The organism is Nesterenkonia natronophila, from assembly GCF_003595215.1.
Taxonomy (GTDB): Bacteria; Actinomycetota; Actinomycetes; order Actinomycetales; family Micrococcaceae; genus Nesterenkonia; species Nesterenkonia natronophila.
Genome location: NZ_QYZP01000001.1, coordinates 945,886 through 970,555, shown reverse-complemented (window position 1 = coordinate 970,555; position 24,670 = coordinate 945,886). Strand labels below are relative to the sequence as shown.

The following is a 24,670-nucleotide window of genomic DNA, read 5'->3' as shown; positions in this document are numbered from 1 at the left end:
CGGATGTGAGTGCTATCCCAGATGTGCGGGCAGGTGCCCTCATCCTCCACGGTTTCACCTCTACTCCGGAGTCCATGCGCTCAGTGGCAGATGCCGTGACTGCTGCCGGTTATGAGGTGGAGCTGCCGCTGCTCCCAGGGCACGGAACCCAATGGGAAGACTTGGCTGCCACTCCCGCCGAGGCTGTCTGGGAGGCCGTAGCCCAGGCCTACGACCGGCTCGGTGCTCGCTGCGAGGTCGTGGTCCCCGTCGGTTTGTCGATGGGAGGGGCCCTGGCACTCTGGATCGCCGCGAAGAGGAACTCGGCTGGCGTCGTCGTGATCAATCCGGGCCTGCGGCTGAAACTGGGCACCGGTCGGCTGGCCAGAGTTCTGGCCCGAATCCGACCCACCATTGCCTCCATCGCTGGGGATATCGCGAAGCCCGACGTCACCGAAGAGGCTTATCCCGTCACCCCGCTCCGTGCGGTGGGAGAGTTGGACCGAGTCTTCGCGCAGGCTCGGGCGGCACTGCCGACGCTTGCGAACGCAGGCACCCCAGTGCTGATGCTGCGGTCACCGATCGACAATGTGGTCGGTTCGACGTCAGCGAACCTGCTGAAGCGCATGGTTCCGCAGACCCATGAGGCGATTCTGCGCCGCAGCCGTCATGTGGCGCCGCTTGACCACGATTCCGAGCTCGTCGGCCGACGCACGACTCAGTTCATCGCCTCAGCTGTCACAGCGGAGTAGCGGGCGCGCTGGCGCCGACCCACCAGCAGGCACACCACGTAGATCAGGAAGCTGATAGTCGTGATGTAGGGGCTGATCGGCACCGTGCCCATGATTGCGATCATGATGCCGGCCACGGCTGAGAACAGCGCGAACCCGCACGACAGCAGCACCACCACCAGGGGACGACGGGCCACTTTGAGTGCTGCCGCGCTCGGCACGACTAGCAGCGCTAGGACCAACAATGCGCCCACTACCTGCACGCTCATCGCGACCGCGCCGCCGAGCAGGACCATGAAGACGATGGTCAGCAGATTCACATGCACACCGCGGGCTGCAGCAAGCTGCGGGTCCACAGAGGAGAACATCAGGGGGCGCCAGATCACGATGATGATGACACTGATCAGGACCGCCACAGAGATGAGGGTCCGGGTCTGAATGTCGTCGACTCCCACGATCTGGCCCGTAAGCAACCCAAATTGATTGGCTGTCCGCCCCTGATAGAGGTATAGAAAGAGGATGCCCAGACCCATGCCGAAAGGCATGAGCACTGCGGTGACAGCACTGACCTCCCGGTCCCGGATGCTCAAGACACCGATCAGGGCCGCAGCCGCGACTGCTCCCAGCGCCGAACCGAGCACAACATCGAGTCCCATCAGCAGGAACAGGGCCGCACCCGCGAAGCTGATCTCGGCTATCCCGTGGACGACCAGCCCGGCCCGGCGCAGGTTGATGAAGACGCCGATGATTCCACCCATCAGTCCCAGTACCGCCGCGGTGAGCACAGAGTTCTGCACCAGCTGGAACAGGTCCCAGTAGTTCTCCGTGCTGAAGGATGAGGCGAACCGCTCAATCATGGTGTGTTCCCTCCGAGTGCTCGCCCATGACAACCAGCCTGCCCTTGTGTTCGATGACTTCGACCGGTGATTGGTACAGCTCGGAGAGCACCTCGGAGCGCATCACCTCCTGCACGGTCCCTACCCGGTGAGCTCCCCGAGCAAAATACAGGACGCGGTCAACATGTTCGATCACGGGATTGATCTCATGCGTGACGAAGACAACTGCCGCTCCGCGGTCCACGGCCTGTCGGCGGATCAGCTCTGTGATAGCCCGTTGGTGGTTGAGATCCAGCGAGTGCAGAGGTTCGTCGCAGAGCAGGAGACCAGGATTGCCGGCCAGGGCCTGGGCTGCCCGCAACCGCTGCTGCTCACCACCGGAGAGTACCCCGACAGGCCGCTGGGCGTAGTCGCGGGCGCCCACCTGGTCGAGCAGATCATCGATGCGCGCCCGCGCCTTGTGACTGACCCACGGAAGGCCGTACTTATGGCCCTCCAGTCCCAGAGCTACCAGATCGCGGGCACGCAGCGGGGTCTCCAGCTCCAGCTGGTGATGCTGCGGTATGTAGCCCACCCGGTGGGAACCGCGCCGCACAGGCTTCCCCAGCACCTGGGCAGTTCCTGCGCTGAGCCGCTGCAATCCGAGCAGCACCTTCAGGAACGTGGACTTGCCGGCCCCGTTGGGCCCCAGGACGGCCAGAAATTCACCGCGCTCGAGAGAGATGCTGACATCTGACCACAGAGTCCGAGCGCCGAATCGGACGGCTGCGCCTTCCAGCTGGAGTGCTGGATCGGTCAACGGATCTCCTGCAGGGCACCCTCGAGGAGGTCGATATTGGCGTCCATCCACCCCAAGTATCCGTCAGCCTCCTCCGGAAGCGTCTCGGTGAACTCAACCACCACAGCATCGGCGTCCTCAGCGGCGTCACGGATTCGTGCTGCCTGCTGCGTCTCTGTCTGCGGGTTGAAGGCCAAAAGCTCTATCTCTTCAGCCAAGTCCAGGGCCTCGGAGTACAGTCGCGCAGAGACGTCGTCTCCGTGCTCGACAGCATTGAGGAACTCCAAAGGCGTGACGTTCTCGAGACCAGTCTCATCGAGCAGGAAACCGCTGACGGCCTCAGTGGCGAAATAGCTGAGACCCTCAGCATCCAGGGCGCGGGTCCGTTCTGCCAGCTCATCGATGTCGCCAGCGAGTGCTTCGGCGTTCTCCGCGTAGAAATCAGCGTTCTCCGGGGCGAGCTCCCCCAGGTAATCAGCGAAGTCCAGTACGAACTCGCTCATCTGCTCCAAGTCGTACCAGATGTGCTCGTTCTCCCACGTTCCGTCGAACTCGTGGCCGTGGTCATTCTCCCCCGGGATCAGTTGGTACACCTGGTCTTCTTTGGCCGCGGCCGAGGCAAGCAACGTGATAAACGAGTCGTAACCACCACCATTGGCGATGATCACATCGGAGTTCTCCACAGCCAGTCGGTCCTGCGGCGTCGCCTCGTAGGAGTGGGGATCGACCGCGGTGGAATCAACCAGCGGATCAGCCTGCACCGTGTCGCCCGCGATGGCCTCCACCAGGTCTGTGTATACATCGATTGAGGCAACAATGGTGAGGCCGGTGTCCTCCGCTGCAGCTTCGTCAGCCGGCGGAGTCGTTCCCTGAGCGTCGTCCCCGCAGCCTGAAAGTATCAGGGCGCCGAGACACGCAGCGGCGCTGAGAGAAGATTTTCGCATGCACTCAGAGTACACTTGTTGCAAACTGTTCTCAAAATCAAGCGTTATCTACTGAATGCTGCCTTCTGCTGTCACGCGCCTGCGTAATGTCATGTATCTCGCCCACGAGAACTTCCAGAATGTCCTCTAGGAAGAGAATGCCGACGGTCGCCCCCGAATCGTCCATTACACGGGCCAGGTGTGAGCCTGAGGCTTGCATCGCCGCAAGACAGCTGTCCAAGTCATCCCCGGTTCGCATGTTGCCCAGCGAGCGCACCACGGTGACCGGAATGGGCGAATCCACCGAAGCCTCGGGCAGCGCCATGACGTCCTTCAGGTGCAGGTATCCAGAATAGGTGCCAGACTCCGATTCGACGACGAAACGGGAGAACCCTGTTCGGCCGACGGCCTTCTCCACCTTTTTCGGCGTCACATCTTGGGGAACGGTGACCAGCTCCTCCACCGGAACCATGATTTCGTCTGCGGTGTGCTCTGTGAAGTCCAAGGCACCAGCAATGATCCCGGCGTCGTCGGTGACCGTACCGCCGCGTTTGGACTCGGCCACAATCGACTCCAGCTCGTCGAGGGTGAAGGTTGAGATCACCTCATCCCGCGGTGTCACCCGGAAAGCCCGCAGCACCAGGTTGGCGAAACTGTTCAGCAGCCAGATGACTGGCATGAACACTCGGTAAAGGAACACCAGGGGCGGACCCAGCAGCAGCACGGCACGGTCAGCCACAGAGACTGCGAAGTTCTTGGGAACCATCTCTCCGAATGTGACGTGCAGGAAGCTGACTAGCAACAGGGCAACCACCAGACTGACAACGTAGCTGGCCGCATCGGGGAGGCCCAGCGCCTCGAACGGAACCGCGAGCATGTGGTGGATGGCCGGTTCGGCCATCAGTAGCAGCAGCAGCGAGCAGACGGTGATCCCAAGCTGGGCGATCGCCAGCATCTGGCTGACATGTTCCATCGCGTAGAGCGCCTTCTTGGCCCTCTTCGAACCGGCATCGGCTTTGGGCTCGATCTGACTGCGCCGAGCGGAGAGCACAGCGAACTCGCCGGCCACGAAGAACGCGTTGCCTGCTAGGAGAACCACCAGCCACACCAGCCCGAACAGGTCCGAGGTCATCGCCCACCGGTCCTCTGCCGCTCAGCACGTTCGGCAGCAAGCTTCTGAACCCGCTCAGCGTGTGCCTCCAAGGCTGCTCTGCGTGACTCGAGATCAGGAATGAACTTCACCCTGTCGATACGCCGGCCATCGATGCCGACCACTCGGAGCCGGCCCGCCGCAAACTCCACCTCATCACCCAGAGCAGCGACGCGCCCCAATCCGTTGAGGATGAAGCCGGCCACCGTTTCGTAGACCGAGTTTTCCGGGATCTCCAGTTCGAGGATCTGCGCATTGATCTCATCTGGCCGCATCAGGCCCGGGAAGTACCACTCTCCTGCCGCGGACTGCAGAACCCCGGGGGTGAGAGCGTCGTGTTCGTCGGCCACTTCCCCGACGATCTCCTCCACCAGGTCCTCCAGCGTCACCACCCCGGCAGTGCCGCCATATTCGTCCTCCACCACTGCCATCTGCAGCGGCGCCCGGCGGAGCTCCGCCATCAGCGCATCTAAGTGGATGGTCTCCGGCACCCGTGTCACCTCGCTCATCACAGTGGCAGCCACCAGCGGTTCGCGCTTCCCGCGCGGAACCGCCACAGCTTTCTTCACGTGTACGACGCCGCGCACCTCATCGATACCCGACTCACCCAGCACGGGGAAGCGCGAGTATCCGGTGCGCCGAGCAGTGACGATCAGCTCGTCCAGGGACGCATCGGCATCAACGGTGACCATGCGCGGCCGTGGGGTCATCACGTCGGTGGCAGTCTGTTCGGCGAACCGCAGAGTGCGGTCCAGGAAGGTCGCTGCCTGCTCATCCAGGGTGCCCAGGCTGGCGGAACGGCGCACCATGGCCGAAAGTTCTTCGGGCGTACGAGCCCCGGAGAGCTCCTCCTTGACTTCAAGTCCGAACCTGTTGAGCACCTTATTGGAGAAGCCGTTGAGCACAATAATCAGTGGTTTGAACACCGTGGTGAAGACCAGCTGAGGTCGGGCCAAGGCACGTCCGATCCGGAAGGACTCGGCTACGGCCAGGTTCTTCGGCACCAATTCACCCATCAGCATGGTGGCCAGGGTGGCGATGAGCATCGCCACAAAAAGCGATACTCCGTACGCCGCAGCGTCCGGGACTCCAGCCGCCTCCATCACTGGTTCCAGCAGACTGCCCAGTGCCGGCTCGGTCACATAGCCGATCAGCAGAGTATTTAAGGTAATGCCCAACTGACAGCTGGAAAGTTGGGTGGACAGGGACTTCAGGCATTTCATCAGCGGCACTGCGCGCTTATCGCCGAGGTCGATGGCGCGCTGAACAGTCGGTTGATCTAATGCCACAAGGGCGAACTCAACGGCGACGAAGAAACCATTGCCGAGAATCAGCAGGATGCCGACCAGCAGGAGGATCCACTCCACTTAGCGGAAGCACCTCCGCGGTGAGCCGGCCAAAGAACAGACGTCAGTACGGGGGAAGCCGGGTTGTCGATACTCCATAAGAATCCAGATTCTACACCGCGCTGCACGAATTACGCCCCGCACATCACTCCTGAAGGCCGAGCGGCGAAAGTGCTGAGTCCAGCTCTAGGTCCAGCCCGTAGGAACGGGTTTCCCTTCCTCATACCCGGCTGCCGACTGGACTCCAGCGACGGCCCGCTGACGGAACTCTGTCTGGGTGCGAGCCCCGGCATAGGTGAACGAGGAGCGAACACCGGCTGTGATCGAGTCCATGACGTCTTCGACACCGGGCCGTGCCGGGTCCAAGAACATGGTGGAGGTGGAAATACCTTCTTCGAACATTCCCTTGCGGGCGCGAGTGAAGGCAGACTCAGTCGACGTCCGATGCTGGACCGCGCGGGCAGAGGCCATACCGTAGCTCTCCTTGTATCGCCGTCCATCGGCAGCCGTAAGGAGGTCCCCGGGGGATTCGTAGGTTCCGGCCAGCCAGGAGCCGATCATCACCTGCGACGCTCCTGCGGCCAGCGCCAGGGCGATGTCGCGAGGGTACCGCACACCCCCGTCGGCCCATACGTGGGCACCCAGCTCCCGCGCAGCCGCTGCGCATTCCAGGACAGAGGAGAACTGGGGGCGCCCCACTGCAGTCATCATGCGTGTGGTGCACATCGCCCCGGGCCCCACTCCGACCTTGACGATGTCCGCGCCAGCCTCGACCAGTTCGCGGGTCCCGTCGGCCGTGACCACATTGCCAGCTACCACGGGTACCGGAAGCGCGCTGGCCTGCACGGCTCGCCGGACAGCAGCCAGAGCCTCAATCATCTTCTGCTGATGTCCGTGGGCCGTGTCCACTACAAGCACATCGACTCCCGCTTCCAGCAGCGCCTCCGCATTGCCGCGCACATCGCCGTTGATGCCCACCGCTGCAGCCACCTTCAGCCGACCCGCACTATCCAGGTTCGGGCGGTAGATGGTCGAACGCAGAGCACCTGCCCTGGTGAGTACACCGAGAAGTTCTCCTGAGGCAGTAGTGACTGGGGCGTAGTTCGTCCCTGCGGCCTCCATAGCAGCGAAAGCGGGCTCCAGGGCAACGGCAGGTTCGGTGGCGTCATCGGGCAGCAGGTCCTGGTCCGTGAACTGGACCTGCGGCATGCGCATAAGGGAAGCCACCGAGGAGAACCTGTCTACCCCCACTGTGTCGTCCGCTGTCACCACACCGGCCAACTGACCCGCCTCGTCCAGAACACAGACGGCACCGTGGTTGCGCTTGTCCAACAGATGCAGGACATCGAGGGCAGTGTCGCCGCCCGTGACCTTGAGGGGAGTCTCCAGCACCGGGTGTCGGGTCTTCACCCAGTCGGTGACCTCTCTTATGATCTCCGTGCGCACATCCTGGGGCAGCACTCCCAACCCACCTCGACGAGCCATCGTCTCGACCATGCGCCGTCCGGTGACAGCTGTCATATTTGCCGCGATCAGCGGAGTGGAGCTGCCAGTTCCGTCATCGGCTGAAAGGTCCACCTCGAAGCGCGATAAGGCCTCAGAGCGCGAAGGAACGAGGAACACATCCGCATAGGTGAGGTCATAGCCAGGGTCATTGATCAGTTGCATCACGGACACGATACCGCGAACAGTGGCGACGACGAGGATAAAGTCACTATGCTGGAGGGCGAATGATCCACTGAGGCACGACGCCGTGCCCGGCAACCAGATCACAATGGAAGAGGCGTATCCACAGTGCCAGAGCTAACGTCCAGCCGTCTCGCGGAAGAATTTCCCGGCAATGAATGGCTGGTCGCCGACATTTACGACAAGTTCCGACAAGATCCTGACTCGGTAGACCGGAAATGGGCGGACATCTTCCGCAGCCTGGAGTCGGAGGCAGAGTCCACCAACGGTGCCCCAGAGGATGCTCAGCCAGACAAGGCTTCTGAGCAGGAATCCGCCCAGGGCGAAGCCACCAAGAAAACTTCGCGGGACAGCGTCGACTCCGAGCCAGCCGCCAGCAATCAGAAGCCGCCCCTGGATGAGACGACGCCGACCACTGCCAAACCTGCCGACCCGGCAGGCTCACAGAAGCCGAAGGCTGACAAGGTCTCGAAGTCGGAGGAGACTTCGAAGACCGGTTCGAAGTCGCAGGCCCCCCGCCAGGCGACAACGCGCAAAGCTGACCCCACCCGCCCCATTCCCTCGGAGCCCGCCAAAGCCGACGCCGACGATAAGTCTGATAAGCCTCGAGAGGATGAGCACAAGCCCCTGAAGGGGATCGCCAAGGCAATCGCTGCCAATATGGACGCTTCCCTGGAGGTTCCGACGGCGACCACCGTGCGTGCGGTGCCTGCGAAGCTGCTGATCGACAACCGCACGGTCATCAACAATCACCTCAAGCGAACCCGCGGCGGTAAGGTCTCGTTCACTCATCTGGTCGGCTACGCGATGCTCAAGGCGCTCCGAGAGCATCCCTCTATGAACGTCACCTACGACGTGGTCGACGGCAAGCCCACAGCAGTCCACCCCGCCCATGTGAACTTCGGACTCGCGATCGATATGCCCCGTCCCGATGGAACCCGCGCACTGATTGTGCCGAATATCAAGGGAGCCGAGGAGCTCAGCTTCACTGAATGGTGGGCCGGCTACGACGACCTGGTCAAACGGGCCCGCGACAACAAGCTCTCTCCCGGTGACTACTCCGGAACCACCGTGAGCCTGACCAATCCTGGCGGGATCGGCACTGTGCACTCGGTCCCTCGTCTCTCCAAGGGCCAGGCCGTGATCGTCGGCGTCGGCGCGCTGGAGTATCCGGCAGAGTTCCAGGGCGCCTCAGAGAAGACCCTGAACAATCTGGCAGTCTCCAAGATCATCACGTTGACCTCCACCTACGATCACCGCGTGATCCAAGGTGCTGGGTCGGGCGAGTTCCTCAAGACCATTCATGAACTGCTGCTGGGCAGAGACGATTTCTATGAGGAGATTTTCGAAGCCCTGCGCATTCCCTACCAGCCCATCCACTGGTCGGCGGATATCCAGGTCAATCCTGAGGAGCAGATCAACAAGGTCGCTCGAATCCAGCAGCTCATCCACTCCTACCGGGTTCGTGGCCACCTCATGGCCTCGGTGGACCCGCTGGAGTACAAAATGCGGGCGCACCCAGACTTGGAGATCGGAAACCATGGCCTGACCCTCTGGGACCTGGACCGCGAGTGGCCCACCGGAGGTTTCGGCGGGAAGCAGACCCTACCGCTGCGTTCGATCCTGGGGGTGCTGCGGGACACGTACTGCCGCAACAGCGGCATCGAGTTCATGCATATCCAGTCACCGGAGGAGCGGGAATGGTTCCAGACGGAGGTCGAGCACCCGTACACCAAACCCAGCCGGGATGAGCAGTTTCGAATCCTCGCTCGGCTTAATTCAGCGGAAGCCTTTGAGACGTTCCTCCAGACCAAGTTCGTGGGGCAGAAACGTTTCTCACTGGAGGGAGGCGAGTCCTTAATCCCACTTATGGACACCATCCTCTCCGGCGCCGCCGACGAAGGTCTCGACGAGGTCGCCATCGGCATGGCGCACCGCGGTCGACTCAATGTCCTGACAAATATCGCTGGCAAGACCTACGCTCAGGTGTTCCGCGAGTTCGAGGGCCGTGAAGCCGGTTCCAGCACCGGCTCCGGTGATGTGAAGTATCACCTTGGCACACGCGGCTCCTTCACCTCCGACCGGGGGAACACCACGCGCGTCTACCTGGCAGCGAATCCTTCTCACCTGGAAGCCGTCAACCCAGTTCTCGAAGGTGTCGTCCGTGCCATGCAGGACCGTCTGGACCGCGGTGCGGACAAACTCGACAGCTTCTCTGTCATGCCGCTGCTGATCCACGGCGACGCCGCCTTCGCAGGTCAGGGCGTCGTGGCGGAGACTCTGAACATGTCCCAGCTGCGCGGATACCGCACTGGCGGCACCGTGCACGTAGTGGTCAACAACCAGGTGGGCTTCACCACCGCGCCTTCAGCCGCCCGGTCAATGACCTACTGCACCGATATGGCTAAGGCCATCCAGGCTCCGGTGTTCCACGTGAACTCCGACGACCCCGAGTCGGTCGCTCGGGTGGCCCAGCTGGCATTCCGCTACCGCCAGCGCTTCAACAAAGACGTGGTCATAGACCTTGTGTGCTACCGGCGCCGTGGTCACAATGAGGGTGACGACCCCTCCATGACCCAGCCGAAGATGTACAACCTGGTGGAGGCCAAGCGCACCACTCGCCGTCTCTACACCGAGGCTCTGGTTGGACGTGGAGATATCACCCAGGAGGAAGCGGACCAGGCACTGGCGGACTACCGTCAGCGGCTGGAGCGCGTCTTCACCGAGACACACGCAGCGCAGACTCAGCCGGTCTCCACAGTCGAGGCCAGCGGGGGCCCCTCCAGCAGCGATCTCGCGCCGACAGCCTCGCAGGAAGAGGAAGAGACTCCGGAGCGCTCTCCCGACGACACCGCCATCAGCAGTGAGCGGTTGGCGCACATCGGCGAGGCGCACACGAATATCCCCGATGGATTCACTCCTCACCCGAAGCTGAAGGCGCTGCTGGAGAAGCGCGCCAAGATGACCCGCGAAGGAGGCATCGACTGGGGTTTCGCGGAAATCGCAGCCTTCGGCTCCCTGCTCATGGAAGGCGTTCCAGTCCGGATGTCCGGGCAGGATTCCCGCCGCGGCACTTTCGTGCAGCGTCACGCGGTCTTCCACGACCGGACCAATGGGGATGAGTGGTATCCCCTGAAGAATCTCACCGACGATCAGGGCAGGTTCTTCATCTACGACTCCCACCTGTCAGAGTACGCCGCTCTGGGCTTCGAATACGGCTACTCTGTGGAGAACCCAAACTCCCTGGTGCTATGGGAGGCACAGTTCGGTGATTTCGTCAACGGCGGGCAGATCATCATCGACGAGTTTGTGGCCACAGCCGAGCAGAAGTGGGGCCAGCGGTCCTCCCTCGTGATGCTGCTGCCGCACGGCTACGAGGGTCAGGGCCCGGACCACTCCTCGGGCCGCCCGGAGCGATTCCTCCAACTGTGTGCTGAAGACAATATGACCGTGGTCATGCCGTCAACAGGCGCGAATGTCTTTCACCTGCTGCGTCGGCAGGCTGTCGCACGCCCCCGCCGGCCGCTGATCGTGTTCAGTCCCAAACAGCTTCTGCGCCTGAAGGCTGCAGCAAACTCGGTCGAAGACTTCACCACCGGCACCTTCCAAGAGGTCATTCCGGACCGGGATGTTGACCCGGACAAGGTCAAGCGGGTCCTCGTCGTCTCCGGACGGCTCTACTACGACCTCGTTGCCAAGCGCACCAAGCACAAGGATGACACCACCGCCATCCTGCGGCTCGAGCAGCTCTACCCCATGCCTGTCGAGACGCTCCAGAAGGAGCTGGACAAGTACACGCAGGCCAAGTCGTTTGTCTACGCCCAGGACGAGCCTCGCAATCAGGGCCCGTGGCCGTTTTTCGGGATGAATTTCGCTCCTCAGCTGTCTCAGGAATTCTCACTAGTGGCGCGGTCTGAGTCGGCCGCCACGTCGGTGGGGCAGGCGAAGCGCCATGCCATGGAACTGGACACGCTACTTGCCGAAGCCTTCCCCCACTTGGACCTGTGATGGAGGAAGTGACACTTCCGCGGAGGGTCAGACTGGTGGCCATCGGCGATGAGTTACTGACCCCTGCGGCGGATCCACGAGCCCTGGGATGGTTGGGTCGGGTGATGTCAAAGACTCCGCTGGATGGCATCCAGCTTGAGCCGTATGTGCTCGCGGTTCCCGGGGAGGGTGTTGAAGCCCTCTCCAAGCGCTGGGAGGGGGAAGCTGCATCGCGCTTCGGTCCCATCGCTGGGGAGGACGCCGCTGAGCGATACCTGCTGGTTGCGCTCAATGACAAGGATCTGCGGTCGGCGTCCTCAGCCCGAGCCAGGCTCAATCTTGCCAATATTCTTGATCGGGCCTCTCAACAAGGCATCAGGTGTTTCGTGGTCGGGCCTGTTCCGGGCCTTGACCCGGACCACAATCGGCGCGTGGCTGAGCTCAACCGCGCATACATGGATGTTGCCGAACGCCGTGGCCATACCTACGTTGACGCGTTCACTCCGTTGGCGGATCACGCACAGTGGCGCACCGATCTCACCGCTAACGAAGGTCGCCCCGGCCAGGCGGCCTTCGGACTCATCGCGTGGCTGGTTCTCCATCGCGGATGGCACGCTTGGCTGGGCGTTAAAGAGTAGAGCTCCACCAGTTCTTCACTGATGGAGCTCTACTGCGCTGATAACGTTCAGGCGTTAGGCCGCTTGCCGTGGTTGGCGCTGTTCTTGCGGCGTGCCTTGCGCTTCCGTCCACGCTTACCCATAGTGGACTCCTTTCGTTGACAACCTGCCCAAGTTTACAGGAACAGTCTAAGGTCAGGGAAAGGCTCCCAGGACTGCAACCAGGGAGGGCTCAGTGTCGCGCTTCGATCTTAATCTGGCTGATGCGCTGGATGATCGTCAGCTTCAGTGTTTCAGGAGCCTGCTCTGTGCAGGAGCGCTTGACGACTGAGCGAATGAGGCATTCCAGATCATAGTCGGAGGCGCACTCTGGGCAGTCACTGAGATGGTTCTGGACATCGTTGATGTCGTCTCGAGACAGCGCCCCGTCCAGGTACTCGTAGATTCGCTCGAGACGTTCCACCGCTTCAGCAGTCGACTCGCAGTCCCTGCAGTTCTCCGTGCCCATCAGCCTTCCTCCCGCCGCTTAAAGCCGCGCTCGCTCGCGTAGTCAGACAACAGATTTCGCAGCAGCTTCCTTCCCCGGTGCAGCCGGGACATCACCGTCCCAATCGGGATGTTGAGGATCTCCGCGATCTCCTTGTAGGCGAACCCTTCGACGTCTGAGAAGTACACGGCCAGGCGGAACTCCTCAGGGATCTGTTGGAGGGCCTCCTTGACATCGTTATCCGGGAGGTGGTCCAAAGCCTCGGCCTCAGCTGAGCGCAGGCCCGAACTTGTGTGCTCGGCCGCCTGCGCCATCTGCCAATCCTCGACAGTGTCAGTATTGGCCTGCTGCGGCTGGCGCTGCTTCTTGCGGTAGATATTGATGTAGGTATTGGTCAGAATTCTGTACAGCCAGGCCTTAAGATTGGTTCCCGGTTTGTACTGATGAAAAGCCGAATACGCCTTCGTATAGGCCTCTTGGACCAAGTCTTCAGCATCCTGAGGGTTGCGGGTCATTCGCATCGCCGCTGAGTACAACTGGTCAACGTACTGCAGCGCCTCGCGCTCAAACCTGGTTCGGCGCGCGGCGTCGGTCTCCGAAGCGACGTCAATCTCCTCGGACAGTGTGGACCCAGGGGCAGTATGCTCACTCATCGTTAATGAGTCTACGCCCACCACCTGATCCTTCGGGGGACGGTCTAGCAGTGCCACAGTCATGCTAGTCAGAACCACAGCGATGGCTTCCACATTCCTAGCTACTTGATAGATTAGTCCTGGACAAGCGTTTTAAGGCGCGGGATTCCCGCCTCAAGGAGGAACTAGCATGACTCTGATCCGCAAAATTGCCCGGCCACTACTCGGCGCCACGTTCATCTACGACGGTGTGGAAAAGCTGCGCAACCCCGATGAGGCTGCGGAGGAACTTTCTCCCGCCCTAAACGACATCTCTGGTTTTGTATCACAAGCTGAACAAGTCGCTGCGAAGCCTCGCCTCACCGCTCAGGTGCTCGGCGGAGTCGAAGTCGCCGCCGGTGTGGCATTGGCTGTGGGCAAGTTCCCCCGAATCGCCGCGCTGGCGCTGTGTGGTGCCCATAAGCTGAACTCCTACGCCGAATTCCGCTCCGCTGACCTGCAATCACCTGGAGATGAGGTCGCACAGCGGAAGACGCTGCTGAAAAACATCTCCATTTTGGGTGGTTTGGGATTCGCCCTGGTGGACCTCAACGGGAAACCATCGCTGGCTTGGCGGGCCGAGCATATCTCCAAGCGCGCTAAGAAGCAGGGCACACGGTTCGGAGACAATACCCGCAAGTGGGCCGAGGACCTCGGTGATGACGCCTCCAAGACCCTCAGCACCTGGGAAAAGGACGCCAAGAAGAGCTTCAAGAAGGCGGAGAAGCAGGCGAGGAAAGCTGTGCGCTCCGCGACCGCTGAGGCGAAGAAGGCCAAGGACAAGGTCGCCTGATCTCAGAGGCCCCCGTGAACGAGCATCTGAGACCTCGCCACGACGCAGGATGGCTGGCTCCGCATCGCTCGACACCCGTGCACGGGGAAATTGCGGTACCTGCCTCGAAATCGCTGACTAACAGATTCCTGCTGCTCGCCGCTCTCGCCGAGGGGCCCAGCGTGGTGGTCAATCCACTGGAGTCCCGCGACTCAGCACTGATGCTTGCCGCCTTGGAATCTCTCGGCGCAACCACTGAGCGTATTGCGGGCTGGGAAGCATCCGGCGAGAGCGCAGTGCGCATCAGCCCGCTGACACCGGGCACAGAACCCGTCTCGGTGGAATGCGGTCTCGCCGGGACCGTGATGCGGTTTCTCCCCGCCGTGGCCGCTTTGGCGCGGCGACCTGTGCGGTTCGATGGTGATCCTGAGGCGCGAGTGCGCCCGATGGGCGCAGTTCTGGAAGGACTGCGCACCCTCGGGGCGAAGGTCGAGGAAGAGGGCGCAACGGGTTACCTCCCATTCACCGTCCACTCACCAGAGGGAATCAGCGGCGGTGACGTCACGATAGACGCCTCCGCCTCAAGCCAGTTCGTCTCCGGACTGCTTCTGGCCGCACCTGGTATGTCGCAGGGTCTGACCCTCCGTCACTCCGGCGCAGACGTGCCCTCATTGGAACATGTCGAGATGACGCTTCAGGTCCTCGCCGAACTCGGTGTGCACGTCAAGAGCCCAGCGCCCTTCACATGGCGCGTGGAACCAGGCCCCATAGCTCCATTCACGGTCCGAGTGGAGCCTGACCTGTCCAATGCCGGCCCGTTTCTCTGCGCTGCAGCCGTCACTGGAGGCACGGTGACCATGCCTGGATGGCCTTTGAACTCCACACAGATCGGACGTCGGTGGCCCCAGCTTCTGACCGACTTCGGTTGTCAGGTATCGCTCGCGCCCTATTCCGAGACTGCCGGAACTCTCACCGTCCGGGGGCCCGAGCAGATGGTGAGCCCGGGGACAGTCGACGCCACCGCGGAGCTGACCCCTACCGTGGCCGCCCTGGCGGCATTGTGCACCACAGAGACGAAGTTCACCTCAGTGGGTCATCTGCGGGGTCATGAGACTGACCGGATTGCTGCGCTGGTGTCCGAGGTACGCCGCCTGGGTGGTGCGGCCGAGGAGACCGACGACGGGTTTCGCATTCTCTCCCCCGCAAGGCACCCTGCAACGGTGCACAGCTACGCAGACCACCGGATGGCAACATTCGCAGCGGTGTTGGGTCTCGCCGTTCCCGGCGTCATCGTTGAGAACATCGGCAGCACAGCGAAGACCATGCCCGATTTCCCCGACCGGTGGTCCGCACTGGTACAGGCATGAATCGTTGGGACTCATGGGACGAATCCCGCGCGCGGGTGCGGCCCAATAAGCGCGGGTCCCGTCCCCGCACGAAAGAGACGCCGGACTACTCTCACGCTGAACTGGCGCGTGTGGTCCAAGTGGATCGTGGCCGCTACACGTGTTTCATTGAGGCCACCGGATCTGCCCCCGAACGCGTGGTGACTGCAATGCGGGCTAAGGCCCTGCGCCGGTCACCGGTCGTCCCCGGCGACATCGTGCGGCTCGTCGGCGACACCACCGCGGCTACCGGCACCCTAGCTCGCCTGGTGCGCATCGAAGAGCGCCACACCCTGCTTCGCCGTTCTGCGGACGACACCGACGAGGCGGAACGAGTCATTGTCGCAAACGCAGACCAATTGCTGATAGTGGTTGCCTCGGCGGAACCCGCACCCCGTACGGGTTTTGTTGACCGAGCCCTGGCCGCCGCCTATGACGCCGGAGTCAAACCCATTCTGCTCATTACGAAAGCCGATCTGGCCCCCAATCCCGCAGATCCGGCAGGGCTCGTGACGCACTATGCCGAACTTGACCTGCCCATTGTCATCTCCGGTCACGAGGAGCGTCAGCAACTCTCCCCCGCGGCCCTAGACCAGCTCCGCACGATTCTGGCTGCACAGGTCACGGTCCTCATCGGACATTCGGGAGTCGGGAAGTCGACGATTGTCAATGCCCTCACCGGGGCCGACCGCGCCACCGGCGGAGTGAATGCGGTCACCGGGAGGGGACGGCACACCTCATCCTCCGCAGTGGCTCTGCGAGTGCCTCCTGACGGCTGGGTCGTGGACACCCCCGGAGTACGCAGCTTCGGTCTCGCACACGTCCACCCGGATGACGTACTGGGTGCCTTTGAAGATCTCGTCGAGGGTTCTGCCTCCTGCGAGCCCGGCTGTCGGCATGAGTCGCCGTCGGGGGGCTGCGCGCTGGATGAATGGGTCGCGGGGGGTCACGCCGGCCGTCACGGTCCAGCGCGCCTGGCCAGCCTGCGGAGCCTGCTCCATTCACTCGCTGGCAGCCCCGAGGATGAGAGCGAGAAACGCCTCGGAGCACCGTAGAGTAAGGCCATGAGCCTTGCTTCCAGCCCCTACACCGAAGACCTTCGTCTGGCCCATATGATCGCCGATGCGGTCGACGCACAAACCATGCGGCACTTCAACCGGATGGACTTCACCGTAGAGACCAAACCTGACCTGACTCCGGTGACGGTCGCCGACCGGGAGGCCGAGGAGCTGATCCGAGCACAGCTTGCCAGAGCACGCGGCAGAGATGCGGTCTACGGAGAGGAGTACGGCGAGACCGGCTCCGGTCCCCGGCGATGGGTCATCGACCCCATCGACGGGACCAAGAATTTCATCCGCGGCGTGCCCGTCTGGGCCACACTCATCGCGTTGACAGATCATGGCGAGCCCGTGGTCGGACTCGTCTCATCGCCCGCCCTCGGACGGCGCTGGTGGGCCGCCCAGGGCGGAGGCGCGTACACCGGAAAATCCCTCTCAGCCGCCAAACACCTCGCTGTTTCCCAGGTCTCGAACCTCGCCGATGCGAGCTTCTCGTACTCCTCGCTGGACGGATGGCGGGACATTGACCGCATCGACCAGTTCCTCACCCTGACCAAGAATGTCTGGCGCACCCGTGCCTACGGTGATTTCTGGTCCTACTGCATGGTTGCCGAAGGCAGCGTCGACATTGCTGCCGAACCCGAGCTGGAGCTCTACGACATGGCGGCCCTAGTCCCGATTGTCACCGAGGCGGGTGGACAGTTCACCTCCCTGGACAACGACCCAGGCTGCACCGGGCCCAACGCACTCGCGACCAACGGTCGACTTCACAGCGAGGCCCTTCAAGCCCTTCAGTCCCAGCCCAACGAGCCGACGTTCGACTTTTAGGCATGTCTAACTTTAGAGTAGGGGCATGCCCAAGTATTCTCTGGCAGTCCCGGCTATCAGCATCTTGGCCCTCACAGGATGTGTCCAAGATCAACCTGACACCACAGAGGGCACCCCAATGGTGGTGACCACCTTCTCAGTTCTCGCCGATATGACCGAGACAATTGCTGGAGACAGCGTTCAGGTGCGCTCCATTACTCCTATTGGTGCTGAAGTGCACGAATACGATCCCACCCCCTCGGACGTGCAGGCCGCGGCTGATGCTGACCTGATCATCGAGAATGGTCTGGGGTTGGAAGAATGGTTCGACCAGTTCACAGCCCACTCGGACGCGCCCACCGTCACCGCCTCCGAGGGCATGCACGCCCGCCCCATCACGAGGCTTCCGGGCCATCCGGATGATCCGGGAACAGGTTCACATTTGCCGACTGATCCGCACGGCTGGATCTCTCCGGAGCAGTCACTGATCTACGTCGACAACATTGAGTCCGCCCTCAGCGAACTCGCGCCGGCGGACGCGGAGCGCTTCACAGAGCATGCAGCGGACTACCGGGCCGAGCTGCAGGCACTCGCTGAAGAGTTCCGTTCCCATGCTGCAGCAGCGTCCGACCCAGTGCTGGTCACCTGTGAGGGCGCCTTCGGGTACCTCGCGGACGATTTGGGGCTTACCGAGCACTACCTCTGGCCGCTCAACGCCGAGAACGAAGGTACCCCCCAGCAGGTGGAGGCGCAGATTCGATTCATCGAAGAGCACCGCGTTGAGACTATCTTCTGCGAGTCAACCGTCAATGACGCGGCCCAATCCCAAGTCGCCGAAACCACCGGTGCAGAGCTTGCCGGCCCCCTCTACGTGGATTCGTTGACCGACGACGACGGCCCCGCACCCACCCACCTCGAGCTCCTGCAGCACACAACGGACACCATACTGAGCCAGGCGGAGTGAGCTCAGGTGAATACTGCACCCATACCGGTCTTAGTCGAGTCCCTCACCGCGGGCTACCCCGGAGTCACCGCACTGGAGGACGTCAGTCTTGGTCTGGCTCCAGCAACTGTGACCGCGCTGCTGGGTGCCAACGGATCCGGAAAGTCCACTCTCTTCTCCGCACTGCTGGGGATGGTGCCGGCCTCCAAGGGGCGCATACGCATCTTCGGAACGGACTCCGCTCGGGCACGACGCCGCAACCTGGTCTCCTACGTGCCGCAGCATGAAGTGATCGATCCCACCTTCCCTGTCACTGTTGAGCAGGTGGTCATGATGGGCAGATACCCGCACATGGGTTTCCTCCGCCTCACCCGGCCCGCTGACCGGGATGCGGTGGACCACTCTCTGGAGCAGACCCGGTTGAGCGACATCCGCAGGCGGTCGATCGGAGAGCTGTCAGGCGGGCAGCGGAAACGAGCGTTCGTGGCCCGCGCGTTGGCTCAGCGCGCGCCGCTGATGCTCTTGGATGAACCCTTTGCCGGGGTGGACCGCACTAGCGAACAACTCATCACCCAGGTGCTGCACGACCTTAAGTCCTCAGGAACCACAGTGCTGATCTCCACCCACCACCTCGAAGGTGTGCACAGCCTCGCCGATGAGGTGATACTGCTCCACCGCAAAGTCTTGGCGGCGGGGCCGCCCAAAGTGGTGCTGACCGATGAGAAGCTGGCGCAGGCATTCGGAGAAGCCTTGTCATGATCGATCTGCTGGTGACTCCCCTGCAATACCCTTTTATGCAGAACGCACTGGCGGTGGCGGTCATCTCTGCCGCAGTCTGCGGCATGCTCTCTGCATGGCTGGTGCTCATGGGCTGGTCGCTCATGGGAGAGGCGGTAGCACATTCGATCCTCCCCGGCGTTGTACTTGCTTTCATCGTTGGCGTCCCCTTAGGAATCGGTGCCTTCATCTTCGGGTTGGCCGCTGTCGCTCTGATAGGGATCCTCGGCCAGACCACGGCACTCAAACGCGATACGACCATTGGGGTGGTGTTCACCTCACTGTTCGCCCTCGGGCTGGTTCTGATGTCAACAGTCACCACCCAGACCCACCTGCAGCACATCCTCTTCGGCAACGTCCTGGGGACCTCACGTGCCGATCTTTACCAGGTAGCCGCGCTCGGGACAGTGACTGCAGCCGTGCTGCTGCTCAAGCGCCGCGACTTCACCCTTCTTGCGTTTGACCGGACCTACGCCCGGGCCATCGGCCTCCCGGTGGGTGCCCTCACCGGCGTCCTGCTGGCACTTCTGGCGCTGACCACGGTCACGGCACTGCAGACCCTCGGGGTGATTCTGGTGGTCGCCGCACTGGTGATTCCCGGCGCCACCGCATTCCTCGTGGTTCGCAGCTTCGGGGCGATGCTCGCGCTCTCGGCGGGGGTGGGCGCGGTGGCCGCTGTCGCGGGCGTCTACGCCAGCTACTGGTGGGACGTCTCCACCGGTGGAGCCATTGTGCTCGCTGCCACGGCTCAGTTCGCGTTGGCCTACTTCCTCTCCCCCAGGCGAGGGGTGATCGCACAGGCGTGGCGGCGTCGTCGGCCGTCTGACGCCGTTGCGGTGTGAACCCCTGCGTCGCTGGCACTGAGGCTGGCAGAATGGTCCTATGCCACGCACTTCAGCCCAGGGCCGTTCGACCCTCCCCTCGACCGGCGCTGCTGCACCAGCCACGACGTCAGTGGAGGACTATGCGAAGACCATCTACGGGTTGGCAGAGTGGGAAGGTGCCGACGTCACCGCCAGCGCACTGGCCAAGACTCTGGGTGTCTCGAACCCGTCCGTCTCGTTGATGATTCGCAAGATGGCGGAGCAGGGGCTGGTGGACCATACGCCCTATGCGCCGGTCCGGCTCACTGAGCGGGGTCGGAAGCTTGCATTGGCGATGGTCCGTCGGCATCGTTTGATTGAGACGTGGCTGGTCCGTGAAATGGGTTACTCCTGGGACGAGGTCCACGATGAGGCGGAGCGCCTGGAGCACGCGGTCTCGGAGACATTCATCGAGCGGCTCGACGCAAGACTAGGGCACCCCGTCACCGACCCGCATGGTGATCCGATCCCCACCCGAGAGCTGAGCCTAAGCTATCCAGAGACCACTCTGCTATGCCAAGTCCCGGCCGAGGTTGAGGTGCGCGTGGAGCAGGTCGATGACAGTGTTCCAGCGGCGCTGCGCGTTCTCGACGAGCAGGATGTGCCGATCGGGTCCGCGGTGACTGTGGTGGCCTCTGCAAACGGAGATGTGGTGATCAGTGGGCCTCACGGGGAGCGCAACGTCTCGATCGGCCATGAGATCGCCCATGCCGTGCGCGTCAGCGTCACCGCCCGCTGACCGACGGTCTATCCTGTACCCCGTGCCTACATCCGAGGAAGTTGTCGGACGTGAACCGTCTGGCAGAAGAGAGTTATCGCTGCCTGCCTTGGTGGCTTGGATCGCCCTCGCCGGCGCGTGCGGCGCTGTGCTCCGGCTCGTGTTGGTCCAACTCTCGGATGAACAGTTCATGCGATTTCCCTGGATCACTTTACTGGTGAACCTCACCGGCTCGGCGGGGTTAGGGGTACTTTTCGGCTTCTCCTACGCTTGGCCCGGCCTCCCTCGCTGGACACTTCCGGTCGTGGGCACCGGTTTCCTGGGGTCTTTCACTACTTTCTCCTCAGTCATCCTGGCGGGCGCTTCCGTGCAGCAGCCCGATATCTTCGCCCAGATGGCGTCGACACAGGTGGTGCCTCCGGAGATCTGGGAGGCAGGCGCCTACCTGGTGATTTCCATGATCTTCTGCACAGCTGCCGCGGCGGCGGGAATCGCTGTGGGCCGAGCGATGTTCGGGTACTCCGGTGACAGGGCGCGCACTCAGGAAGGTGATCGCTCATGATGATGCCCGAACTTACCGTGAGCGTGATCGCAGCCGGTGCTGTCGGAGGCGCCATCGGAGCCATAGCTCGGTTTCTGCTGGATCGCTATCTGCGCGCCGGAATCCTGCTGGCGAACACTATTGGCTGCCTCTCCCTCGGTCTCTTGGTCGGCTTAGTCAGCGCGCTGGCGGCCAGCGGTGCGGCCGACGACCAGGCGCAGTGGCAGCCATTCGCTGTGGGGCTATTGGCTCTGGGCCTCACCGGGGCGTTGAGCACTTTCGCCACGGTGGCGCTCCGGGCCGCCCTGAAGTGGACTGCGGGCGCACGTTGGAAAGCAGTAGGCATGTGGTCCATTCACGTGGTCTGCGGTGTGGCGGCCGCAGTGGCGGGACTTGTCCTCGGATGGCAATTGGCTGTGTGACCTTTGGCGGGGTGGGAATTATGACAGTCCTTCACCTGTTGAGATAGACTGATACACCCGCTATATGCGGGGGTACGGGTTTGACAACTCCATACGGGGACGATCGGTTTCGACGATCTGAGGTGATCGTGGAGAAGCGTGTCGTGGACGCCAAGTGACCACGTAAATACCCCTTGCGCAACCCAATAAGTGCCGAATCTAAGCGCACTGACTTCGCCCTCGCTGCCTGATAGCAGCGACGCGAGTCTGTCAGCCTGAGTTTGCCATCGGCTCAGTGACTGGCATCAGCTAGATGGCCAATGGAGTGCTCTTCTCGCCGCAAGGAGAGTTCTCGACACTAAATGCGGCTGGGTCCGTCAGGTGCTTGTCCGTGAGACACCTGGGACCGAGTAACACGCTCAGCGGACTACACACGTAGAAGTCCACGAAAATCCAGGTCGGACGCGGGTTCAATTCCCGCCGTCTCCACAGATTGCCCGAGCGGGTTCGCCTGCTCGGGCATTTTTGTGTCCGCACAGCAGGCCCAGGTCCGGTTTCTGCTAGACGCGAGTCCCCGCAGCTCGAGAAAATGGAACTATGCACACGACTATCGACACCCCGGATGGCCCATTCACCATCATTGCCGATGACCGATCTGTGCTGGCATCCGGGTGGACGTCCGACGCCGCGGCTCTGGGCGAGCTCATTCACCCGCAGCTGAGAGCCCGCCTCCAATCCCCGGCCACGGATCGTGTGGCGCGCCAGGCAGAGCAGGCCGTGCGCGCATACTACGCCGGTGACGTTGACGCACCCAGCACGGTGCCGGTCCAGCAACGGTCCGGACCCTACAGAGAGCACGCCTGGGAGACCCTGCGTCTGGTGGAACCCGGAACACCGGTGAGCTACGCCGAGTTCGCCCAGCGTTCCGGGAGTCCTGCGGCTGTGCGCGCCGCGGCCGGTGCCTGCGCAAAAAACGCTGCAGCACTTTTTGTGCCCTGCCATCGCGTGCTGCGCACCGATGGCACGCTCGGCGGATTTCGGTACGGGGTGGACATCAAGCGGAGTCTGTTGGACCGGGAGCGCCGTTAGCGGCGGCTCTCCATAAGTGCATCGCGGCATAGGACCGCCAAGGAGACCACTGTTGGGCGCGCCTCTCCAACTGCCGGTGGGCTGCTGCAGGAGAAAGCCCCGACTTTAGCAGCCCCAGTCGGCGCGCCCCGGCGATGAGTGCGACGTCGCCTGTCATCCAGTCGTCGGGCTGTCCCAGCACCCGCAGCGCCAAGTAGGCGGCGGTCCACTGACCGATCCCCGGAAGAGACACCAGCTCAGTGCGCAGCTGATCCGGATGAACTCCAGGATGGAGCCTCAGTGTTCCTTCCTCCAGAGCCTGGGACGCGGCCCTGACGGTGCGGATCGAACGACGGGCCAGCCTGAGTGGACGGTCCGGATCCAAGGGCCCTTCTAGCGGCGGCTCGGGGACGGAGTAGATTATCTGCGCGGGCGTGGGAAAGAGCGTGCTCAGCCCCTCAAATGACGACTCCACCGGGCTGCCGATCCGTTCCACGAGCCGGCTTAGGTGTGTGCGTGCCGCCTTCACCGAGATCTGCTGACCCACTACAGCCCGGATCACGTACTCTTCAGCCTCTGCGGTCCCCACCAGCCGGGTGCCGGGCACCTCGGCGACCAACGGCCGCAGCACTGGGTCCACACTCAGCGCAGCGTCCACCGCATTCGGGTCGGCATCCAAGTCAAACAGCCTGCGCACTCTCGCCAGCACTATGCCGACGTCAGCTAAGGATGTGACCTCACACCTCATGGACAACTGCCATTCATAGTTAACGTCTGGAGTCGCGGTGACCTCCACCGCTCCCGGCCCGTGGGGCAGCCACAAGGTTCGACTGTAGCGGAGCCGCCGATCCTCCAGCTGTGCTGCTTCCACCCCTGGCAGAATCCGTTCGGCCAAGAATTGGAAGACGCCGGGCGCGTCAAAGGGCTGCCGGACCGGAAGGCTCAGTTGCAGCTGCAGCGTCGATGGGTCAGTCTCGACTGACCAGGCGGAACGGTCCGCCTTCGTGCGGATCTCGGTGGGCGTGACAGCGTAGATCTGGCGCATGGTGTCGTTGAACTGCCGAACCGAGCCGAACCCGGCGGAGAAGGCGACGTCGGCCAGCCTGAGGTGTGAGCTGACCAGCAGATTCCGGGCGACCTGCGCGCGGTGGGCTCGAGCCAAAGCGGCTGGGCCGGCTCCCAGTTCAGCGACCAGAGTTCGGTGAATATGCCGAGGGCTGTAGCCCAGTTGGCTGCTTAGGGCGTCCAAGTCTCCGTCATTGAGCGCGCCCATACGGATCAGCCGCATGGCCCGGCCAGCCAAGTCTTGACGTAGGTTCCATGCGGGGCTTCCCGGGGATGCCTCGGGGAGACATCGTTTGCAGGCCCTGAAACCAGCTTCATGTGCCGCAGCTGAGGTGGAGAAGAACTCAACGTTGGAGGACTTTGGGGTGACGGCTGGGCAGGACGGCCGGCAGTATATTCCGGTGGTCTTCACCGCTGTGAAGAACTGTCCGTCGAAGCGCCGATCCCTGGACTGCACGGCACGGTAACGTTCAGCGGCGTTTTTCTGCACATCCATGGGGACAGTTCACACCGGCCGACCGCGCATGTCTAGCGGAATTCGGCCATTGCTCTTGGCGCGGGAGCTAGGATGCGGCGTAACGGTTTCTGACGCGCATGGCTCGCTGAGCCTCCCGGTTGTCCTGCTTTTCGCGAAGTGTGTGCCGCTTATCGAACTCGCGCTTACCTTTGGCGATCCCGATCTCCACCTTGGCCCGTCCGTCCTTGAAGTACAGGCTCAGCGGAACGATGGTCAGCCCCGGGTCTTGAATCTGCCGGGAGATCTTGATGAGCTCCTTGGCGTGGAGCAGGAGTTTGCGCTTGCGCCGCGTGGGGTGGTTGGTCCACGTCCCGTTGAGGTACTCGGGGATGTGCACCTGTTCCAGCCACAGCTCGTGGCGGCTGTCGAAAGCAGCGAAGCCGTCTACTAGCGAAGCTTGTCCCTCGCGGAGGGACTTCACCTCGGTGCCGGTCAGTACGATTCCCGCCTCATAGGTATCAAGAATGGTGAAGTCGTGGTAGGCACGCCGATTACGGGCAACCGTGTTGTTCTTGGGGTCTCTAGCCTCAGGTTTCTTCTCCTTCGCCACAGCGCACCTCCTTC

The 24,670-nt window shown here is 62.6% G+C and carries 25 protein-coding genes and 1 other RNA gene; 15 read left to right on the top strand and 11 right to left on the bottom strand.

Annotated features, from left to right (window positions below):
• Nucleotides 1-5: 5 nt before the first annotated feature.
• Entirely contained in the window at nt 6-731 is a 726-nt protein-coding gene (locus D3250_RS04540; protein WP_158583071.1) for an alpha/beta hydrolase, read from the top strand.
• Here the strand turns inward: D3250_RS04540 and D3250_RS04535 are convergent.
• The 6 genes from D3250_RS04535 to guaB1 all read right to left on the bottom strand — a co-directional run bounded on the left by D3250_RS04535 (nt 698) and on the right by guaB1 (nt 7,411).
• Nucleotides 698-1,567: a metal ABC transporter permease gene (locus tag D3250_RS04535; protein WP_192892551.1), complete on the bottom strand. Its 870-nt coding sequence runs from the start codon at nt 1,565-1,567 to the stop codon at nt 698-700. The genes D3250_RS04540 and D3250_RS04535 overlap by 34 nt on opposite strands.
• Nucleotides 1,560-2,345: a metal ABC transporter ATP-binding protein gene (locus D3250_RS04530; RefSeq protein ID WP_119902112.1), complete on the bottom strand. Its 786-nt coding sequence runs from the start codon at nt 2,343-2,345 to the stop codon at nt 1,560-1,562. The genes D3250_RS04535 and D3250_RS04530 overlap by 8 nt, the downstream gene beginning before the upstream one ends.
• Nucleotides 2,342-3,268 carry a metal ABC transporter substrate-binding protein gene (locus tag D3250_RS04525; RefSeq protein ID WP_119902111.1) on the bottom strand — a complete coding sequence of 309 codons (927 nt, stop codon included), beginning with the start codon at nt 3,266-3,268 and terminating at the stop codon, nt 2,342-2,344. Before D3250_RS04525 ends, D3250_RS04530 begins: the two co-directional genes overlap by 4 nt.
• A gap of 37 nt (nt 3,269-3,305) precedes the next feature.
• Nucleotides 3,306-4,379 carry a hemolysin family protein gene (locus D3250_RS04520; protein ID WP_119902110.1) on the bottom strand — a complete coding sequence of 358 codons (1,074 nt, stop codon included), beginning with the start codon at nt 4,377-4,379 and terminating at the stop codon, nt 3,306-3,308.
• Nucleotides 4,376-5,764, bottom strand: coding sequence for a hemolysin family protein (locus D3250_RS04515; protein ID WP_119902109.1), 1,389 nt, complete (start codon nt 5,762-5,764; stop codon nt 4,376-4,378). The genes D3250_RS04520 and D3250_RS04515 overlap by 4 nt, the downstream gene beginning before the upstream one ends.
• A gap of 165 nt (nt 5,765-5,929) precedes the next feature.
• Nucleotides 5,930-7,411: a GMP reductase gene (guaB1, locus tag D3250_RS04510; RefSeq protein ID WP_119902108.1), complete on the bottom strand. Its 1,482-nt coding sequence runs from the start codon at nt 7,409-7,411 to the stop codon at nt 5,930-5,932.
• Nucleotides 7,412-7,537: 126 nt separating this feature from the next.
• Between guaB1 and D3250_RS04505 the strand changes: the two genes are divergently transcribed.
• Nucleotides 7,538-11,437 (top strand): multifunctional oxoglutarate decarboxylase/oxoglutarate dehydrogenase thiamine pyrophosphate-binding subunit/dihydrolipoyllysine-residue succinyltransferase subunit, encoded by a 3,900-nt coding sequence (locus D3250_RS04505; protein WP_119902107.1) that lies wholly within the window; start codon nt 7,538-7,540, stop codon nt 11,435-11,437.
• A complete protein-coding gene (locus D3250_RS04500; protein WP_119902106.1) occupies nt 11,437-12,054 on the top strand; it encodes a GDSL-type esterase/lipase family protein in 618 nt (205 codons plus the stop codon). The genes D3250_RS04505 and D3250_RS04500 overlap by 1 nt, the downstream gene beginning before the upstream one ends.
• A gap of 47 nt (nt 12,055-12,101) precedes the next feature.
• Here the strand turns inward: D3250_RS04500 and D3250_RS12220 are convergent, their stop codons facing one another.
• From D3250_RS12220 to D3250_RS04490, 3 genes are all read right to left on the bottom strand, one after another.
• A complete protein-coding gene (locus tag D3250_RS12220; RefSeq protein WP_373868394.1) occupies nt 12,102-12,176 on the bottom strand; it encodes a 50S ribosomal protein bL37 in 75 nt (24 codons plus the stop codon).
• A gap of 89 nt (nt 12,177-12,265) precedes the next feature.
• Nucleotides 12,266-12,541 (bottom strand): mycothiol system anti-sigma-R factor, encoded by a 276-nt coding sequence (rsrA, locus tag D3250_RS04495; protein WP_119902105.1) that lies wholly within the window; start codon nt 12,539-12,541, stop codon nt 12,266-12,268.
• Nucleotides 12,541-13,173 carry a sigma-70 family RNA polymerase sigma factor gene (locus D3250_RS04490; protein WP_119902302.1) on the bottom strand — a complete coding sequence of 211 codons (633 nt, stop codon included), beginning with the start codon at nt 13,171-13,173 and terminating at the stop codon, nt 12,541-12,543. Before D3250_RS04490 ends, rsrA begins: the two co-directional genes overlap by 1 nt.
• A 169-nt stretch (nt 13,174-13,342) precedes the next feature.
• Here D3250_RS04490 and D3250_RS04485 point away from each other — a divergent pair, with 169 nt between their 5' ends.
• The 12 genes from D3250_RS04485 to D3250_RS04430 all read left to right on the top strand — a co-directional run bounded on the left by D3250_RS04485 (nt 13,343) and on the right by D3250_RS04430 (nt 22,545).
• Nucleotides 13,343-13,984, top strand: a complete 642-nt coding sequence (locus D3250_RS04485; protein ID WP_119902104.1) for a DoxX family protein — start codon at nt 13,343-13,345, stop codon at nt 13,982-13,984.
• A 14-nt stretch (nt 13,985-13,998) separates the two neighbouring features.
• Nucleotides 13,999-15,330 (top strand): 3-phosphoshikimate 1-carboxyvinyltransferase, encoded by a 1,332-nt coding sequence (gene aroA, locus D3250_RS04480; RefSeq protein WP_225973129.1) that lies wholly within the window; start codon nt 13,999-14,001, stop codon nt 15,328-15,330.
• Entirely contained in the window at nt 15,327-16,403 is a 1,077-nt protein-coding gene (rsgA, locus tag D3250_RS04475) for a ribosome small subunit-dependent GTPase A (protein ID WP_119902103.1), read from the top strand. Before aroA ends, rsgA begins: the two co-directional genes overlap by 4 nt.
• A 9-nt stretch (nt 16,404-16,412) precedes the next feature.
• Nucleotides 16,413-17,234 (top strand): histidinol-phosphatase, encoded by an 822-nt coding sequence (gene hisN / locus D3250_RS04470; protein ID WP_119902102.1) that lies wholly within the window; start codon nt 16,413-16,415, stop codon nt 17,232-17,234.
• 25 nt (nt 17,235-17,259) lie between these two features.
• Nucleotides 17,260-18,177, top strand: coding sequence for a metal ABC transporter solute-binding protein, Zn/Mn family (locus D3250_RS04465; RefSeq protein WP_119902101.1), 918 nt, complete (start codon nt 17,260-17,262; stop codon nt 18,175-18,177).
• A gap of 6 nt (nt 18,178-18,183) precedes the next feature.
• A complete protein-coding gene (locus D3250_RS04460; RefSeq protein WP_225973128.1) occupies nt 18,184-18,915 on the top strand; it encodes a metal ABC transporter ATP-binding protein in 732 nt (243 codons plus the stop codon).
• Nucleotides 18,912-19,775, top strand: coding sequence for a metal ABC transporter permease (locus D3250_RS04455; RefSeq protein ID WP_119902100.1), 864 nt, complete (start codon nt 18,912-18,914; stop codon nt 19,773-19,775). The genes D3250_RS04460 and D3250_RS04455 overlap by 4 nt, the downstream gene beginning before the upstream one ends.
• 40 nt (nt 19,776-19,815) lie before the next feature.
• The gene (locus D3250_RS12125) at nt 19,816-20,535 is read left to right on the top strand and encodes a metal-dependent transcriptional regulator (protein ID WP_119902099.1); all 720 of its coding nucleotides are present in this window, start codon (nt 19,816-19,818) and stop codon (nt 20,533-20,535) included.
• A gap of 22 nt (nt 20,536-20,557) precedes the next feature.
• Nucleotides 20,558-21,076 (top strand): fluoride efflux transporter FluC, encoded by a 519-nt coding sequence (locus tag D3250_RS04445; protein ID WP_158583070.1) that lies wholly within the window; start codon nt 20,558-20,560, stop codon nt 21,074-21,076.
• The gene (locus D3250_RS04440) at nt 21,073-21,477 is read left to right on the top strand and encodes a CrcB family protein (RefSeq protein ID WP_119902097.1); all 405 of its coding nucleotides are present in this window, start codon (nt 21,073-21,075) and stop codon (nt 21,475-21,477) included. Before D3250_RS04445 ends, D3250_RS04440 begins: the two co-directional genes overlap by 4 nt.
• 95 nt (nt 21,478-21,572) lie before the next feature.
• Nucleotides 21,573-21,948, top strand: a transfer-messenger RNA (tmRNA) gene (gene ssrA / locus D3250_RS04435).
• Between the two features lie 105 nt (nt 21,949-22,053).
• Nucleotides 22,054-22,545, top strand: coding sequence for a methylated-DNA--[protein]-cysteine S-methyltransferase (locus D3250_RS04430; protein WP_119902096.1), 492 nt, complete (start codon nt 22,054-22,056; stop codon nt 22,543-22,545).
• Here the strand turns inward: D3250_RS04430 and D3250_RS04425 are convergent.
• Nucleotides 22,511-24,085 carry a DNA-3-methyladenine glycosylase 2 family protein gene (locus tag D3250_RS04425; RefSeq protein WP_119902095.1) on the bottom strand — a complete coding sequence of 525 codons (1,575 nt, stop codon included), beginning with the start codon at nt 24,083-24,085 and terminating at the stop codon, nt 22,511-22,513. The two genes, D3250_RS04430 and D3250_RS04425, sit on opposite strands and share 35 nt — an antisense overlap.
• Before the next feature lie 67 nt (nt 24,086-24,152).
• Nucleotides 24,153-24,656: an SsrA-binding protein SmpB gene (gene smpB / locus D3250_RS04420; RefSeq protein ID WP_119902094.1), complete on the bottom strand. Its 504-nt coding sequence runs from the start codon at nt 24,654-24,656 to the stop codon at nt 24,153-24,155.
• Nucleotides 24,657-24,670: the final 14 nt, after the last annotated feature.

What these genes read in the sequence shown, in the direction of transcription:
- hisN (WP_119902102.1), top strand. Translation starts at nt 16,413, where the DNA reads ATGAGCCTTGCTTCCAGCCCCTACACCGAAGACCTTCGTCTGGCCCAT.
- D3250_RS04425 (WP_119902095.1), bottom strand. Translation starts at nt 24,085, where the DNA reads ATGGATGTGCAGAAAAACGCCGCTGAACGTTACCGTGCCGTGCAGTCC.
- rsrA (WP_119902105.1), bottom strand. Translation starts at nt 12,541, where the DNA reads ATGGGCACGGAGAACTGCAGGGACTGCGAGTCGACTGCTGAAGCGGTG.
- D3250_RS04430 (WP_119902096.1), top strand. Translation starts at nt 22,054, where the DNA reads ATGCACACGACTATCGACACCCCGGATGGCCCATTCACCATCATTGCC.
- D3250_RS04520 (WP_119902110.1), bottom strand. Translation starts at nt 4,379, where the DNA reads ATGACCTCGGACCTGTTCGGGCTGGTGTGGCTGGTGGTTCTCCTAGCA.
- D3250_RS04525 (WP_119902111.1), bottom strand. Translation starts at nt 3,268, where the DNA reads ATGCGAAAATCTTCTCTCAGCGCCGCTGCGTGTCTCGGCGCCCTGATA.
- D3250_RS12125 (WP_119902099.1), top strand. Translation starts at nt 19,816, where the DNA reads ATGCCACGCACTTCAGCCCAGGGCCGTTCGACCCTCCCCTCGACCGGC.
- guaB1 (WP_119902108.1), bottom strand. Translation starts at nt 7,411, where the DNA reads ATGCAACTGATCAATGACCCTGGCTATGACCTCACCTATGCGGATGTG.
- D3250_RS04490 (WP_119902302.1), bottom strand. Translation starts at nt 13,173, where the DNA reads ATGAGTGAGCATACTGCCCCTGGGTCCACACTGTCCGAGGAGATTGAC.
- D3250_RS04500 (WP_119902106.1), top strand. Translation starts at nt 11,437, where the DNA reads ATGGAGGAAGTGACACTTCCGCGGAGGGTCAGACTGGTGGCCATCGGC.
- D3250_RS04455 (WP_119902100.1), top strand. Translation starts at nt 18,912, where the DNA reads ATGATCGATCTGCTGGTGACTCCCCTGCAATACCCTTTTATGCAGAAC.
- D3250_RS04485 (WP_119902104.1), top strand. Translation starts at nt 13,343, where the DNA reads ATGACTCTGATCCGCAAAATTGCCCGGCCACTACTCGGCGCCACGTTC.
- rsgA (WP_119902103.1), top strand. Translation starts at nt 15,327, where the DNA reads ATGAATCGTTGGGACTCATGGGACGAATCCCGCGCGCGGGTGCGGCCC.
- D3250_RS04465 (WP_119902101.1), top strand. Translation starts at nt 17,260, where the DNA reads ATGCCCAAGTATTCTCTGGCAGTCCCGGCTATCAGCATCTTGGCCCTC.
- D3250_RS04535 (WP_192892551.1), bottom strand. Translation starts at nt 1,567, where the DNA reads ATGATTGAGCGGTTCGCCTCATCCTTCAGCACGGAGAACTACTGGGAC.
- D3250_RS04440 (WP_119902097.1), top strand. Translation starts at nt 21,073, where the DNA reads ATGATGATGCCCGAACTTACCGTGAGCGTGATCGCAGCCGGTGCTGTC.